Raw genomic sequence first — 15,584 nt, 5'->3', positions numbered from 1 at the left:
AAAGGCTGTTTGATCATTCGGGGGCAATATTTCTCGGATGACTTCGGGTCGCATCGGAGAATAGATTAATGGATAGCTCAGCTAGCAAGGCAATCCCCTTGACCAGCGATGATGAGTTGGTGGCGGAAAGTGCGCTACACATCGCAATTCCCCAAGAGCTTTTATCTCTCCAAGAACTAGACGTACTTTACGATGATCGTTCCGCGACCCTCTGGACTTTTATGAGTCCGGACGGGCGTCCAAGCTTCACTCCCGCCATGCTGGACGATTTCGAAAGCTGGCAGTCTTTGATTTCCAGCGGGTTCGGGCCTGGCCGCATTCCGTTGCGTTATCTGGTGCTTGGCAGCCGGTCTCCAGATGTATTCTGCTATGGCGGGGATCTGGCCCTGTTTCAGCGGCTGATCCGCGAAGGCGACCGGGTTGGTCTGGTAAATTACGGACATCGCTGCTGCGCAATCCTGGACCGCAACATCCGTACGCTTGACATTCCGATGCTTACTGTCGGCCTCGTCCAAGGAGCTGCGCTGGGCGGTGGGTTTGAGGCACTGCTGTCCTTCGATTACATCGTGGCCGAGCGGCAGGCGACATTTGGCCTTCCCGAAGTCATGTTCGGGCTGTTCCCTGGGATGGGCGCTCATGCGCTTCTTTCGCGTAAGCTTGGAAGCGCAATGGCTGATCGGATTATTGTTTCGAATGAGACATTTACGGCTGAGCAAATGTACGCGATGGGCCTCGTGCATGCGCTTGCCGAACCGGGCGACGGCGTGAATGCCGTGCGCGATTTCATCAAGCGTTCCGACCGGCGACATGCAGGGCTTGTTGGCTCACGGCGCGCGATCAAGCAGGTGTGGAACCTCCACGTCGAGGAGCTTAACCGCATCACCGAGTTGTGGGCCGACACTGCCTTGCAACTCCGCGAGCAGGATCTCAAAGTCATGAGCCGCCTTGTCGCTGCGCAGGCCCGTGTCGCAGAACGGATCGCTGCGGCCTAATCCGCCTGACCGTGGCCTAGCGCCATATAGTCGTCGCTCTGCATTTCGTTCAGTCGGCTCGTTGTGCGTTCGAATTCGAAGCTGCCATCTCCGGATTGGTACAGTTCATCGGGATGAGCTGCCGCGGTGGCAAACAGCTTCACCCGGTTTTCATACAGTGCGTCGATCAATGTCACGAACCGCGCGGCTTCATTCCGCTTTTCCGGGCTCATCTCCGGAATGCCGACGATAATCACTGTGTGAAAATGCTGCGCTATTGCGAGGTAGTCGGGCGCACCGCGCGGCTCTCCGCACAGCCGCTTGAAGCTGAAGACACCGACACCTTTCAATGACTTGGGCACGTGGAGCGTGCGGTTGCCTCCGACGGACAGCTCTTCGCTTGGCACGTTTGCGGCGTCTTCAGGTGCAAAGTCGGTCAGCCGGAAGAATGCCTCACGCACTTTCTCGGTCGCGGCATCGCCGAGCGGTGTGTGCCATGTTGCAAGGTCGCCAATCCGGTCGAGCCGGTAATCGGTGGGACCATTCAATCCGACCACTTCCAGCTCGGTCTGGATCAGATCGATGAACGGCAGGAAGTGCTCGCGATTGAGCCCGTCTTTGTAAAGATCGCGGGGAGGGCGGTTCGAGGTTGTTACGATTGTGACATTCTGTTCGCGGATGAGCTGCGTGAAGAGTCGGCTCATGATCATCGCGTCGGCGGAATTGGTCACCACCATTTCATCGAATGCCAGGCAACGGACATCCTGCGCGATATCGCGCGCAACATTCGGGATCGGGTCGCCCGGATCGGCTTTTCGCCAGGCGCGCATCATTGCGTGGACTTCTTGCATGAAGGCATGAAAATGGACGCGGCGTTTTTCGGGTATGCCAAGCGTCTCGTGAAACAGGTCCATCAGCATCGATTTCCCGCGCCCGACGCCGCCCCACATGTAGACACCTTGCGCCCGCGAAGGCCCCTTGGCGAACAGCTGCGCCAACAAACCGCCGGGACGATCCGCTTCGAGTTCCTTTTGCAGGGCGTCAAGCCGAGCAGCCGCTTTGCGTTGGTCAGGATCAGAGCGGAGCTGTCCGCAATCGATCAAATGCTCGTAGCGCGCCAGCAGCCCGGTCATTCAACCGTCCTTGCGGGCGACAAACTTGCGAATGATCCCGCTATAGGCGGCGACCCGATCATCATCCTGCACGACCTCGCCGCGCACAAACACAAGCTTGCCAGTCTCGCGCATGATCTCAGTCACCGCGTCGAGTGGACGCTTGGGATCGCCACCGCCGATAAACTGCGTCGAAAGCTCCAGTGTCACCGAAGGACCTGCATTGCCAGTGCCGACAACATGCATGGTGGTGAACATCGAGATGTCGATCAGGCCAAGCGAAACCGCACCATGGATGATACCCTGAAGGTTCTCGTGTCGTCGTTCTGGGAACATCCGCAGACGGCACTTGTCACCTTCACGCCGCGTGATGAGCTTGCCCATCACCGCGCCGTTAAACAGCGTGTCGTCTTTCAAATTCCAGTGATGCCAGCCCGGATTCTCCGGGTCCGGCAAGTGGTCGAACACGTCGTCCTTAAGCGCCATCAGATAGCGCGTTCGGCCATCATCTTCTTGGTTTCTGCAATCGCCTTGGCGGGAGAAAGACCTTTCGGGCAGACATTCGCGCAGTTCATGATCGTGTGGCAGCGATACAGGCGGAACGGATCCTCGAGATCGTCGAGCCGCTCACCGGTCATCTCATCGCGGCTGTCGGCCAGCCAGCGGTATGCCTGCAGCAGAATTGCCGGGCCGAGGAACTTGTCCGAATTCCACCAATAACTTGGGCAGGAAGTCGAGCAGCAAGCGCACAGGATGCACTCATACAGACCGTCAAGCTGCTCGCGTTGCTCGGGAGATTGCAGTCGTTCCTTGCCCGATGGCGTGGTCGAAACGGTTTGCAGCCAAGGGCGGATCGACGCGTATTGGGCGTAGAAGTGTGTGAAATCAGGGACCAAGTCCTTGATCACTTCCATATGCGGCAATGGCGTAATGCGAATCTCGCCCTTGAGATCCTCGATCGAGGTCGTGCAGGCCAGACCGTTCTTGCCGTTCATGTTCATCGCGCACGAACCGCAAATTCCTTCGCGGCAGGACCGGCGGAACGTCAGCGTCGGGTCGACTTCGTTCTTGATCTTGAACAAAGCGTCCAGAACCATCGGCCCGCATTCGTCTAGGTCGATTTCAAACTTGTCGTAGCTCGGATTTTTGCCGCTGTCGGGATCGTAGCGATACACCTTAAACTTCTTCACCCGTCCGCCCGATGCCTTATGCACCTTGCCGTCATTACGGATCTTGGAATTTGCAGGAAGTGTGAAAGTCGCCATCGATGAATGATCCCGTATTCGTTTGAGACCTATCTAACGGCTTGGCCATACGAGGCAAGCCGCGTGGTGTTGAGTAGTTGGGCATCGCCGTTGTGCCAGTGGCAAGTCACCGGTGACGGTAGCGCGAATCTAATTGAGTGAAGTTGACACAATTGACACTGTGTCACCCCCGACCTTGCCCCATTTTTGCAGTTCACCCAGCAGCTTACGGCTGAAATGCGAAGTTGACATTTTGCCAACACTCGTTCGGAACCATGCGCCATTTGCGCGCTTTAGTCTTCATGACGGATGTAGGAAAATGGCCGAGCCGAGCGGCGGTGTTTGGCAGTAGCGGCGGGATCGGCAAGGCATTGTGCGATGCTTTGGCGGAGCGCGGGTGCGAGACGGTCTACGCAGGGTCGCGCGGCGGTGTTGAGCCCTTTGGTCCTGCAATCTCACCTTTCGCATTCGATCTGACCGATGAAGCATCGATCAAAGATGCGGCATCATCGATGCGAGACGCACCGCCGGAATGGGTGATCGTTGCTACAGGCGTGCTGACCCTGCCGGATGGAACGGGACCAGAGCGTACGTTCAAGCGCCTCGATCCCACTGCGATGGCTCAGGTTCTGGCGCTCAACACAATCGGCCCAGCGATCATCGCCAAGCATATGTTGCCCCTGATGCCGCGCAATGAGCGGTTCGTCTTCGCAGCGCTCAGCGCGCGGGTTGGCTCGATATCGGACAACGGCCTAGGGGGATGGCATTCCTACCGTGCGTCAAAGGCAGCGCTGAATATGCTGCTCAAGAACTTCGCGCTAGAGATCGGGCGGACGCATAAGCACGGCGTGATCGTTGGCTTGCATCCGGGGACGGTGGACAGCGCGCTGTCGGAGCCATTCCAGTCGAATTTGCCCGATGGACAGTTGACTGAGCCGGGTGACGCCGCGGACAACTTGCTGGGCGTGCTATCGAGCTTAGGTCCGGAGCAGAGCGGGAAAGTGTTTGATTTCAGAGGTGAAGAGGTGGCAGCCTAATCAGTCTGTGATCTTGATTTCGCCAATCTTGGTGCCGGGTGGCAAGTCTTTGACCTGTACAAAAATCTGTCCGGCAATCGACATTTTCACGACGAAATCAGTGACTTCAAAGTTTTCCGGCGTCATCGGTCCGCCCAGAATGGGTGGCGGAGTGAAATCGTAGCATTCACCTTCGCCAAGCGTTTTCCCATCCGATCTCGCGCCAAGCACGAAGCCAGCCAGCAATAGCTCATCTTGTTTCTGCTCGTCTTCAAGCAGTGCGAGCAATTGCTCGGGGCTTTCGGCAACCGGATTGAGTTTTCCCTCAATCGTGTCGAGCATTGCTACATTGCCGTCGGCATCCGTAACGAACAGATCACCAAACGCTGTGACTGCAATGACAGTGCCCGCTGGCTTTAGGTCACCCCAATCGCCCATAACGCCGTCGATTTTAGCTGCACTGACTTTGATGAAAAACTCTGACAACGAACCATCGGTAAATCGGGGGTCGAGCCTGGTTTGAAGCGGCTCCGGCTTTCCTGCACCGAACAGCTTTTTGAACATCAGCTTCGTCTCCTCCCGGTTCAGCCAAGCAGCCCATGCCGCCGCAGCCCTTCGGCCAATAGCGTTTCGATTAGCTCTGCCTGCGTCCAGCCAGCCATGACCGCGGAGCGCCCAAAGACCTTCTGCGACCACAGATTGCAGTTCAAGTTCAGCTCGAGGAACTGCACATCGCCGGTCTCCTCGTTCACGCGGAATTCGAACCGACCGTAGTCGAACGGGCGATATTCTTCCCAAACCTTGCGAGTGAGTTCGTCGATGCGGGCAACCAGTGTGTCGTTCTCGAACGCGTCGAGTGAGTATTTCTGTCTGCGGTCAACCAGATCGCGTTTCTCGTAATAGGTGCGTAGATGCGATGGGTCTGCCTGACGGAATATCAGCATCGGCATGACCTGTGGCTCGCCGTCGATTGTCACCACCGGGACTTCGACATCGCTGCCAGTCAGGAACGGCTCTACAATTGCGTCTTGCCCGCCATTGGCTTCGTCGTCGTGGATGCGCCGAACGGCAGCCTTCACGCCTTGCCAGTCATATGCATCTTCAACCCCCCAACTTGCCGAGGAATTGTTTGGTTTGATCACATAGCGATCCGCATTCGGGCATTTGTCCTCGGTGATCGGCGCGCCCTTGCGATACACCGCCCACGGAGCAGTAGGGACGCCTGCGTCGACGGCAGCGCGCTTGGCGAGGTGCTTGTCATCCGAAAGCCCGCGCAGGATTGGATTTGCCCCGAGATAGGGAATGCCCGCGCGCTCGCACAGCAGCGGCACCAGCATCTCCGAGTTGAAGAACCCGGCACGATTGAGCAGCGGAAAGACAAAGTCGATGCCCTCAGGCGGATCGAACAGGATGTCGTGCGTTTCGGCCAGAGTAAGCTTCAGTCCAAGCCCCTCAAGCACCTCTCGCATCTCGCGGTGATAGAGTGCGTGATTGCCGTCCTCCGGGTGAATTTCCCCCTCCCACAGCGCGTTTTTTGCGATGAACAGGATGTTGAGGCGTGATTTCGCCGCATCGGGAATGCGCATCGGCGTGGAAGTTTGAATCATTGAGCACCGGTTAAGCGGAGGTTTCGAGAATGCGCGCGATGTACGCGCAGGCGCAGGCGCGCGCCAGACAGCAATATGTATTTTAATGCACAGACAGTTCGTTTAGGGGCGCGGCAATCCGACTTTCCGCAACAATCTATTCAAGACAGGACGGCTCGCTATCTCAATCCCGCATCTCAATCGTCCGCTCGGCATTGACGTCGAGGATGCAAGGGTGCGGGGCCTGATCGAAGCGCTGGCTGCCGGCGGTGATGCGCGGATTGCGTTGGATCCCGCGACCGGGCTCAACAAATACCTATCCGCTCCGCACCCGCGCGATCTGCTGGTCTATTCATCGTCCACAGTTAGTGACATCTCATCGGAGGCTTTTGCACATCTGCTGGCTGTGGAAGGAGCGGGTGAAGCGCAATCCTATTCCGAACTGCTGGAAGGGCTGAAGTCGCGATTGCTCGCGGCATACGGTCTCAGGGACGATACCGCTGTCGCTTTTGCGCCGTCCGGCACCGATCTGGAATACATCGCTCTGGCTGCGGTTCGTGGACGTGCAGAGAACGGGGTTCATAACATACTGCTCGGGGCGGACGAGATCGGCAGCGGTTGCATCCACTCCGCCCATGGACGCTACTTCGCTCAGGAAACAGCTGTGCAAGCGGGTGTGATGCCCGCGCAAGACGTTGAAGGTATGGGACCGATTAGTCTGGTCGACGTTCCGGTACGCTGCGCTTTGGGGCTTGCCTGCACCAGTAGCGAGATCGCCGAAGCAATGGCGGTTGAGATCGAATTGGCTCGCAAGGCTGGCCAGCACAGTCTGGTTCATTGTGTGCACGGGTCAAAGACCGGTCTGGTTCTACCGGATAGTGAGGATCTTGGCGCGTTAATCGCTGAGTTTGGAGAAGAGGCGACCTTCGTGGTCGATGCCTGTCAGGCGCGGATCACCAGCGATGCGATTCAAGGATATCTCACGCGTGGTTGCATCGTCTTGATGACTGGGTCGAAGTTCATGGGCGCGCCGCCATTCAATGGCTGGGCTTTGCTGCCCGCTGAAATGGTCGAACGTGCCGACAGTTTGCCAAGCGGATTTGCAACGATTTTCCGACGCCCCGAATTTCCGGCGATGTGGGCTGGCAGCGAGCGCTTGCCCGACAGTGCGAACCGTTCACTCGCGCTGCGACTGGAGGCGGCGGTGTTCGAACTTGAGCGCTTCCAGGCCATCCCGTTGCCGCGTGTCGAAGCAATGATTCTGGCTTTCGAAGCTGCGCTGACGGAGCATCTAGTCGCGCCGCTTTGCATAGAGCGAATGATGCCGGGCGAAGGGGCCTGTATTGATGACTGCCTGATCGAGATGCGCACTTTGGCCACGCTTGACGTGAGTTCGCTTCCCGGGATGCGGACATTTGACGATGCTCAGAGAGTTCACAGAGCACTGGCATTGGACGGCATCCGGCTCGGTCAGCCGGTCAAATGCGTGCGCATCGAAGAAGGGTGGGGCGGGACGCTCCGGGTCGGCCTTAGCATGCCGCAGATGAGCCGCTGGGCTGGCCTTTCTTCCGATGAACCCGCTGCCGAACTGGCACAGGATATGGCGAATATTGCGACAGCGTTGCAACATTCGCTCGTCAAAACATCATAATACGCAGCGCCATTTCAAAAATTCGTAGCAATCGCAGTGCGGGCGGCTAGTCTCCCTCCGGGTTCGGGTCGGGGAGAGGCCGCTCATGGGTCTGAAACAATGGTATGACGCGCATCTGATGCCGCGTCTCGTAACCTGCGCTTGCAGCCAGGGACAGGTGCTGAAACGCCGTTCGCAGCTTATCCCATTGGCCAAAGGCGATGTGTTCGAGCTCGGCTGCGGCGGCGGTATCAACCAGCAATTCTACGATGCTTCGGCGATTACCAGCTATGCCGGGATCGATCCGCATGAAGGTCTGCTGGAAGGAACAAAGGCCGCTGCAAAGGCCAAGGGTTGGCCCGCCGATATTCGCGAAGGAGTGGGAGAGGAGATTCCTTTCCCTGATCGCTTCTTCGATACCGTTGTCTGCACCTTCACGCTGTGCTCGGTGGAGGACCCGGCAAAGGTCCTATCGGAAATGCGCCGCATCCTAAGGCCTGGTGGGCAGGCGCTGTTTCTCGAACATGGCCGCGCACCAGACGCCAATATCGCGCGCTGGCAGGATCGGATCGAGCCATACTGGAAGCCGATCGCAGGCGGGTGCCATTTAACGCGCCCCATTGGTTCGGCATTTCGCGGGGCAGGATTTGAAGTTGAGCCGCTAGGGCAGGGCTATCTGCCTAAAGCGCCCAAATTCGCTGGATGGAACGAGTGGGGTGTGGCGCGAAAACCGGGCATGTAACGGGCCGGAGGTCTCAGCGACACTCCAGCCCGTAGCATTCTAATTATTCGCCGAAGGTGCGCTGCCACCAGCCACGGCGCGGTTTGCCGTCGGCTGCCGGCTTCTCTTCTGCTGCGGCTTCTTCCGACTCCGGTGCATCGTCATTTGCCGATTTCGGTTCTGCCGCAGGTTCGGCCTCTGGTGCTTCTGCTGGAGCTTCGGCTGCCTCGACCTTCTTTTTGCGCGGAGCACGCTTGCGCTTCGGCTTTTCAGCCGGTGCTTCTTCGGTCGCCGCCTCTTCGGCAGAGGCCGCAGCTTCGGCAGCTTCAGTAGCTTCCGGCTCTTCGACCTTCTTCTTGCGAGGAGCACGCTTGCGCTTCGGCTTGGGAGCTTCTTCCTCAGCGGGCGCTTCCGCTTCAGCAGGAGCGGGCTCTTCGACAGGCGCTTCGGCGGTCTCTTCCGCTGGAGCTTCCTGGGCTTCAGCTTCGGTGCCTTCTTCGCTTACCGCAGCTTCATCACCTTCGGTCTGCTTGCGGCGACGTCCGCGACCTCCACGCCGGCGGCGCTTCTTCTTCGGCGCATCGTCATCGCTGTCATCGCTCGACGTGTTTTCGGATTCGCTGTCCGAAGCCTCGTCGGAACTTTCCTCTGCGCCATCATCCTGACGCTTCTTGTTCCGGCCTCGGCCTCCACGACGCCGACGACGCTTCTTCTTGCGGCCGCCATCATCCTCGTCATCGCCGAAATCTTCTTCGGGAAGCTCCTCGTCATCATCATCGTCTTCGTCGACAATCGGCTCGAACTTTGGACGTTCTGTAGGACGCGGCCCCGCGCTCGCGACGGCCATCTTGGCGCCTTCGTCTTCACCTTCGGGCGCCACTTCGACTGCGACGCCGTAGCGCTGTTCGATCTCGACCAGATCATGCCGCTTTTCGTTGAGCAGGTAGATCGCGGCTTCGGTGCTGGCAGCGAGACGGATGATCGTGCCGCGGCCCTTGGCGGCTTCGTCTTCGATCAGACGCAGAGCGGAAAGACCGGCCGACGACGCCGTGCGGACCAAACCAGAGCCATCGCAGTGCGGGCATTCGCGCGTGGTCGCTTCAAGCACGCCGGTACGCAGGCGCTGGCGGCTCATTTCCATCAGGCCAAAGCCCGAAATGCGGCCGACCTGAATGCGGGCGCGGTCGCTCTTTAGCGCTTCCTTCATCGCCTTTTCGACTTTGCGGACGTTGGAATTGTATTCCATGTCGATGAAGTCGATCACGACGAGACCCGCCATGTCCCGCAAACGCAACTGGCGAGCAATCTCCCGCGCTGCTTCCAGGTTGGTGTGGAGGGCGGTTTGCTCGATACCATGCTCCTTGGTGGAGCGGCCCGAGTTGATGTCGATCGAAACCAGCGCTTCGGTCGGGTTGATGATCAGATAGCCGCCCGATTTGAGCTGAACCATCGGATCGTACATCGCGCGCAGCTGATCTTCCGCGCCATAGCGCTGGAACAGCGGCACGGGATCGGAATAGGCTTTCACCCGCCGGGCATGACTGGGCATCAGCATCTTCATGAAGCCCTTGGCTAGCTTATAGCCGTCCTCGCCTTCGACAATGACTTCTTCGATCTCGCGATTGTAGATGTCGCGGATCGCGCGTTTGATCAGATCGCTGTCCGAGTGCACCAGTGAAGGCGCGGTTGAGGACAGTGTATTCTGGCGAATATCGTCCCACAGCCGGGCAAGATAATCGAAGTCACGCTTGATCTCCGGTTTGGTCCGGCTGAGGCCCGCAGTGCGGACGATCAGACCCATCGACTTCGGCAGCGACAGGTCGGAAACAACCTGCTTCAAGCGCTTGCGATCGCTCGCCGAGCTGATCTTGCGGCTGATACCGCCGCCATGCGAGCTGTTCGGCATAAGCACGGTGTAACGACCGGCAAGGCTGAGATAGGTGGTCAGCGCCGCGCCCTTGTTGCCGCGCTCTTCCTTGACGACCTGAACCAGCACAACCTGACGACGCTGGATGACGTCTTGGATTTTGTAGCGACGACGCAGCGCCATACGCTTGGCGCGAACTTCGTCGACTTCCTTGGCGCGGCTGCGGCCCTTGCCACCTTTGCCGCCACCCTGACGACGACCGCGTCCACGACGACCGCGCCCGCGGCGCGGTTTCTTGTCGCCGTCGTCGTCGGAATCGTCTGAGGTTTCTTCGCCTTCCTCCGATTCGTCTTCGTCCTCATCATCTTCGTCGTCGCTATCGTCATCCGATGCGCCGTCTTCGATGGTTGCAACCTTGTCCTTGTCCGAGGTGTCGATTTCCTCGAGCCCGTCTTCGGCGAGGTCTTCTGCCAGCGCCTCGGCGCTTTCATCTTCGGCGTCGTATTCGTCGCCGGGTGTGATGCCCTCTTCTTCTTCCTCTGCGCGCAGGCGAGCTTCTTCCTCAGCGGCTTCGGCCTCTTCGGCGAGTAGCTTTTCGCGGTCGTCCTGCGGGATCTGGTAGTAGTCAGGGTGGATTTCGCTGAAGGCTAGGAAGCCGTGGCGATTGCCGCCAAAGTCGACGAACGCCGCCTGCAGCGACGGTTCGACCCGGGTAACTTTTGCTAGATAGATATTGCCTTTGATCTGCTTGTGTTCGGCAGATTCGAAATCGAATTCCTCAATCCGGTTGCCTTTGAGTACCGCCACCCGGGTCTCTTCCGAGTGGCGCGCATCGATTAGCATGCGCGTTGCCATTAAATTGTCTCCAGACGTCCAACCGCGCGATCAATGGCTCACAAAGGGCCAGAAGCTCGCAAAGGGGACGTGTCATGTGTGATGAAATAACGCGCGAAGCACGCGCGCCAATTGCTGTCTTCGCATCTCGCCGTGTTACCGAGGAGCCTGCGATATTCGTGTCTGCTGTGATCGAGTTGCGGATCATGTCCGCGCATCGGCTCGCATATTCACCTGCACCGAATGGGCGCTGTGAAACTGTCTGCGAGGCAAAGCGTCTCGTCACTGCATCAACCTGTTAAGTGGCCTTGTGCGGGGGTCGCCGGAAGGCCGTGTGAAAGAGCCGTTCAATCGGGCGCAACATTTGCGCGATCAAACGAACTGCTAGAAACATCGCTAGCACCGTGGGTTACGTGCCGCAACTCTATTGCGCTCTTATCGGGCAACATCGTAGGCCCGCTGGCACGATGAGCATCCGTACGCTCCTGTTGTTAATTTTCGGCATACCGGCATTGCTGGTAGGCGGCGCAATTGCGCTGGGCGTTTCGATTCCGCTGCCGCAGTGGGGGCGCGAATACGTTCTCAGCTTCGCATTGGGCGAAGAGGGCGGCAAAGTTGAGCTTCCTGGCGTTCTGGGACCTGACGATCCGGACAGGCCGCTTGTGGTCATTGATGCAGGGCATGGTGGCCGCGACCCGGGATCTGTCGGCGAGACAGCCAGCGGCGAGCGGGTGCAGGAAAAAGACATCGTATTGGCAATTGCGGTAGCCCTGCGAGACAAATTGCTGGAGCAGGGCGGGATCAGGGTCGCGCTCACTCGTGACGATGATCGACTTGTCCCATTATCCGATCGCCCCGAAATCGCGCGTCAGCTCGCCGCAGATCTGTTTCTTTCGATCCACGCCGATTCGGGCGGTGAGCGCAGCGATGTAAGCGGCGCCAGCATCTATACTTTGTCCACCGAGGCATCGAGCGAGGCCGCTGCGCGCTTTGCAGCGCGAGAGAACAATGCTGACGTGGTCAATGGGCTTGGGATCGAAGGTCAGAGCGAAGCCGTAAGCGCGATTCTAGTGGAGCTTTCGCAGCAGCGCACACAGGAAGACGCGACCGAGTTTTCATCCCTGATCCTGCGGGAAGGGCAAGCGCGGCTAGCGTTCCACTCACAGTCGCAGCGCTCGGCGGCTCTGGCGGTTTTGCGCGCGCCGGATGTGCCCGGCGTGCTGTTCGAAAGTGGGTTCGTGACAAACAGCCAGGATCGCGCACGACTGACTACGGAGCAAGGCAGGGCGGAATACGCAGAAGTGCTTGCCAATGCCATTCGCGTCTACTTCGCGCGGCGGGCTGAAACGGCGGAATCGCCATAATTTCGCCGGAAACCGCCTCAAAGCGCCTAGCCACCTCACAAAGAGCATTGTAAACCGCCGCGCAAATGACTGAAGCCAACGCCACATCTACCCTGCAATATGTCCGCTACCGATTGAACCGCGACTTTAGCGGAGCGCTCGGTTGGATCGCCGCAAAATGGCGGTCGAGCTGGCTTTTCAAGCTCGGCGCGCTCGGGATCGTTCTGCTTGCGGCGATCTGGATCGCGGCCTGGGTCTGGCTCGCCAGCGATTTGCCCGAGGCGGACAGTCTGGTCGACTACGAAACACCTTTGCCGACCGTGGTGCGCGGCATCGATGGTGAGATCGTCCACTCCTATGCCCGCGAACGCCGGGTGCAGCTACAATATGCCGATTTCCCGGATCAACTGGTCAACGCTTATCTTTCTGCAGAAGACAAGACTTTCTTCAGCCATGGCGGTGTGGACGTGACCGGTACGGCGAATGCGGTGTTCGATTACGTTAGCAAATACGGCTCCGGCGAGCGCGCGGTTGGCGGTTCGACTATTACACAGCAGGTCGCCAAGATCAGCTTGTTAGGGGACGAATATTCGGTCACCCGCAAGCTCAAGGAAATGATCCTCGCCAGCCGGATCGAAGAAGTGCTGAGCAAGGAAGAGATCCTTGAGCTGTACCTGAACGAGATCCCGCTGGGCCGCCGCTCTTTCGGCGTGCAGGCGGCAGCGCGGGCCTATTTCGACAAGGATGTCGCCGATCTGGAATTGCATGAAATGGCGTTCCTAGCGATCCTGCCAAAAGCTCCTGAGCGTTATGGGCGCAGCGGCCAAGAAGATGCTGCGATGGAGCGCCGCGATTTCGTCCTCGCACAGATGGAAGATAACGGTTTCATCTCATCCGCCGAACGAAGCACTGCCGCGGCCATGCCGCTTGGACTGGTGACGCAGCGAACACAGCGCAGCGTAGATGCGGGCTATTTCCTTGAGGAAGTGCGCAGGGAACTGATCGACCAATTTGGCGAAACTGCCGAAGTTAGCCCCAACAGTGTCTATTCCGGCGGACTGTGGGTGCGAACCTCGCTCGATCCCGAAATGCAGGAAGCGGCCCGCGAAGCTTTGCGCGAAGGGCTCTTGCGCTATCACGGACGGCGTGGGTGGTCCGGACCAATTGCGACGATTGATTTGAGTGAAGGCAATTGGGCGAGCCAGCTGGCGAGTTCGCCGATTGGCATCAATTACGAAGACTGGCGCGTCGGTGTCGTTACGCAGCGGAGTGGCTCGTCGGCCACCATTGGCTTTTCGAACGGCGATGAGGCTCCGCTCTCCGGTCTTCCAAATGCGCTGAAGGCTGGCGATCTTGTCGCTGTCAGCCCGAGCGGCAACGGATGGCGAGTGCGCACGCCGCCGTCTGCACAAGGGGGCCTGGTCGTCCAGAATCCGCAGACTGGGCGCGTGCTCGCGATGCAAGGCGGTTTTGATTACCGCCTTTCCGACTTCAACCGCGCGACGCAGGCAATGCGGCAGCCGGGATCGACCATCAAACCGTTCGTTTACGCCACCGGTCTGGACAACGGCATGACGCCGTCGACCGAGATCGATAACACGCGGTTCTGCTACTATCAGGGCCGTCAGCTAGGCGAAAAGTGCATTCGCGGCGGACGCGCGGGCCAGTTCCCGATGCGTTACGGGCTCGAGCAGTCTCAGAACATCATGACTGTGCAGATCGGCATGCAGGCCGGCATGGAAAATGTCGTCGACACGATCGAGCGCATGAACATCAGCGAAGATGCTGATCCCTACGCGGCGACGGCTCTGGGATCAGAAGAAACGACGGTGATGAAAATGGTCGCGGCGTACTCGGCGCTCGCCAATCATGGCCGTCTGAACAAGCCAACGGTGATCGACTACGTGCAGGACCGCCGGGGTCAGGTGATTTGGCGTGCCGACACGCGCGGCTGCAACAACTGCAACATGCCAGAATGGGATGGCAGCGCGATGCCCCGTCCTGGCCTCAAGGGCGAGCAGGCGATGGATGCCCGCACGGCGTTCCAGACCATGCATATGCTCGAAGGCGTGGTGACACGCGGAACCGCAACCGTTCTGAATGATCTTGGGCTGCCACTGTTCGGCAAGACCGGTACGACATCCGGGCCGAAAGATGTCTGGTTCATCGGTGGAACACAGAACCTGATGGCTGGCGCCTATGTCGGGTTCGACACGCCGCGCAATATGGGCGGCTATGCTTTCGGCGGCACTATCGTCGCACCGATCATCAAGAGCCTGATCCGGAAATCACGCGACAAGTGGGTCGATCTGCCAGCTATTGCTCCTGCGGGCGTACGCATGGTGCGGGTGGATCGTCGCACCGGCAAGCGTGTCTTCAACGGTTGGCCTTCTGGCAATGCCAAGGGTGACGTGATCTGGGAGGCATTCAAGCCGGACACCGAGCCTGACCGGTCGACCCGTCAGGATGAGATCGCCGCCAAGCGTGATGAAATCCTCGAACTGATCCGCGCCAGCCGCAATCAGGGATCGAGCCGTCAGGTTGAAAGCAGCGATGGCCAGCCCAGCGACTTTGTCGAAGAGCAGGGCGGCATTTACTGATCGGATCGGTTGGAACCTGTTCGGCCATTCGGAGGTTCAATTCGCATGACCAAGCTACTCCGCACACTCATGGCCATCGCGCTGATGGCGATCGGTTTGACCGCTCCAGCCAAGGCTCAACTGGCTGAAGGCACCAAGGCACCGGGTTTTACCACGTCGGCGGCCATCGCTGGCAAGGAGATGGGTTTCTCCCTGCGCAATGCCCTGCGGCAAGGGCCGGTCGTACTCTATTTCTATCCAAAGGCGTTCACACAAGGGTGCACGCTCGAAGCAAATGCATTCGCCGAAGCGATGCCGCAATTCCGCGCCGCAGGGGCGAGCGTAATCGGCCTGTCGAACGATGACATCGACACGCTGAAGCGTTTCAGCCGCGAAGAATGCCGCGACGCCTTCCCCGTAGGTGTCGCATCCAGAAAGCTGATCGCAGACTACTTCGTCGCTCTGCCCAATTCCGAACTCGCTAGCCGCACGTCTTATGTCATCGCACCGGATGGCCGGATTGCGATGGTCTATTCCAACAGCGACTACCGCGACCATGTGAAGCGAACCCTTGCGGCCGTGCGCAAGCTTTCCAAATAGCTGACCAAGCAGTCCGACTGTCGGGGGCAGTCGCCTCCGCGCGCTTTACAATCATGCCCTCCGCGCTAAGCGGGGCGACCA

13 protein-coding genes are annotated in these 15,584 nt (G+C 58.9%); 7 read left to right on the top strand and 6 right to left on the bottom strand.

What is annotated here, in order from left to right; genetic code table 11:
• Positions 1-68 precede the first annotated feature (68 nt).
• Positions 69-992, top strand: a complete 924-nt coding sequence (locus Q0837_RS06795) for a crotonase/enoyl-CoA hydratase family protein (RefSeq protein WP_298466737.1) — start codon at positions 69-71, stop codon at positions 990-992.
• Here the strand turns inward: Q0837_RS06795 and zapE are convergent.
• From zapE to Q0837_RS06780, 3 genes are read right to left on the bottom strand one after another with little or no spacing between them, the layout of a single operon-like run.
• The gene (gene zapE, locus Q0837_RS06790; RefSeq protein WP_298466734.1) at positions 989-2,104 is read right to left on the bottom strand and encodes a cell division protein ZapE; all 1,116 of its coding nucleotides are present in this window, start codon (positions 2,102-2,104) and stop codon (positions 989-991) included. The two genes, Q0837_RS06795 and zapE, sit on opposite strands and share 4 nt — an antisense overlap.
• Positions 2,105-2,569 carry a PaaI family thioesterase gene (locus Q0837_RS06785; RefSeq protein WP_298466732.1) on the bottom strand — a complete coding sequence of 155 codons (465 nt, stop codon included), beginning with the start codon at positions 2,567-2,569 and terminating at the stop codon, positions 2,105-2,107. It abuts the gene before it with no gap.
• Entirely contained in the window at positions 2,569-3,348 is a 780-nt protein-coding gene (locus Q0837_RS06780; RefSeq protein WP_298466730.1) for a succinate dehydrogenase iron-sulfur subunit, read from the bottom strand. Before Q0837_RS06780 ends, Q0837_RS06785 begins: the two co-directional genes overlap by 1 nt.
• Before the next feature lie 281 nt (positions 3,349-3,629).
• Between Q0837_RS06780 and Q0837_RS06775 the strand changes: the two genes are divergently transcribed.
• A complete protein-coding gene (locus Q0837_RS06775; protein WP_298466728.1) occupies positions 3,630-4,364 on the top strand; it encodes an SDR family NAD(P)-dependent oxidoreductase in 735 nt (244 codons plus the stop codon).
• Here the strand turns inward: Q0837_RS06775 and Q0837_RS06770 are convergent, their stop codons facing one another.
• Positions 4,365-4,907 (bottom strand): T6SS immunity protein Tdi1 domain-containing protein, encoded by a 543-nt coding sequence (locus Q0837_RS06770; RefSeq protein ID WP_298466727.1) that lies wholly within the window; start codon positions 4,905-4,907, stop codon positions 4,365-4,367.
• Between the two features lie 20 nt (positions 4,908-4,927).
• A complete protein-coding gene (locus Q0837_RS06765) occupies positions 4,928-5,950 on the bottom strand; it encodes a phosphoribosylglycinamide synthetase (protein ID WP_298466725.1) in 1,023 nt (340 codons plus the stop codon).
• Between the two features lie 214 nt (positions 5,951-6,164).
• Here Q0837_RS06765 and Q0837_RS06760 point away from each other — a divergent pair, with 214 nt between their 5' ends.
• Together Q0837_RS06760 and Q0837_RS06755 are read left to right on the top strand one after the other, a co-directional pair.
• Positions 6,165-7,580, top strand: a complete 1,416-nt coding sequence (locus Q0837_RS06760; RefSeq protein ID WP_298466723.1) for a hypothetical protein — start codon at positions 6,165-6,167, stop codon at positions 7,578-7,580.
• Positions 7,581-7,665: 85 nt separating this feature from the next.
• Positions 7,666-8,301 (top strand): class I SAM-dependent methyltransferase, encoded by a 636-nt coding sequence (locus Q0837_RS06755; protein WP_298466721.1) that lies wholly within the window; start codon positions 7,666-7,668, stop codon positions 8,299-8,301.
• 43 nt (positions 8,302-8,344) lie between these two features.
• Here the strand turns inward: Q0837_RS06755 and Q0837_RS06750 are convergent, their stop codons facing one another.
• A complete protein-coding gene (locus Q0837_RS06750) occupies positions 8,345-11,002 on the bottom strand; it encodes a ribonuclease E/G (protein WP_298466719.1) in 2,658 nt (885 codons plus the stop codon).
• A 446-nt stretch (positions 11,003-11,448) separates the two neighbouring features.
• On the opposite strand from Q0837_RS06750, the gene Q0837_RS06745 reads away from it, so the two are divergent.
• The 3 genes from Q0837_RS06745 (at position 11,449) to Q0837_RS06735 (ending at position 15,503) form a co-directional block, all read left to right on the top strand.
• Positions 11,449-12,345 carry an N-acetylmuramoyl-L-alanine amidase gene (locus tag Q0837_RS06745; RefSeq protein ID WP_298466716.1) on the top strand — a complete coding sequence of 299 codons (897 nt, stop codon included), beginning with the start codon at positions 11,449-11,451 and terminating at the stop codon, positions 12,343-12,345.
• Between the two features lie 65 nt (positions 12,346-12,410).
• Positions 12,411-14,924 carry a transglycosylase domain-containing protein gene (locus tag Q0837_RS06740; protein ID WP_298466715.1) on the top strand — a complete coding sequence of 838 codons (2,514 nt, stop codon included), beginning with the start codon at positions 12,411-12,413 and terminating at the stop codon, positions 14,922-14,924.
• A 45-nt stretch (positions 14,925-14,969) separates the two neighbouring features.
• A complete protein-coding gene (locus Q0837_RS06735) occupies positions 14,970-15,503 on the top strand; it encodes a peroxiredoxin (protein ID WP_298466713.1) in 534 nt (177 codons plus the stop codon).
• The last annotated feature ends 81 nt before the right edge of the window (positions 15,504-15,584 follow it).

This window comes from uncultured Erythrobacter sp. (genome assembly GCF_947499705.1).
In the GTDB taxonomy this organism is placed as follows: Bacteria; Pseudomonadota; Alphaproteobacteria; order Sphingomonadales; family Sphingomonadaceae; genus Erythrobacter.
Note: the sequence above shows the minus strand (reverse complement) of the source record. Positions and strands in the feature narration are given on the sequence as shown.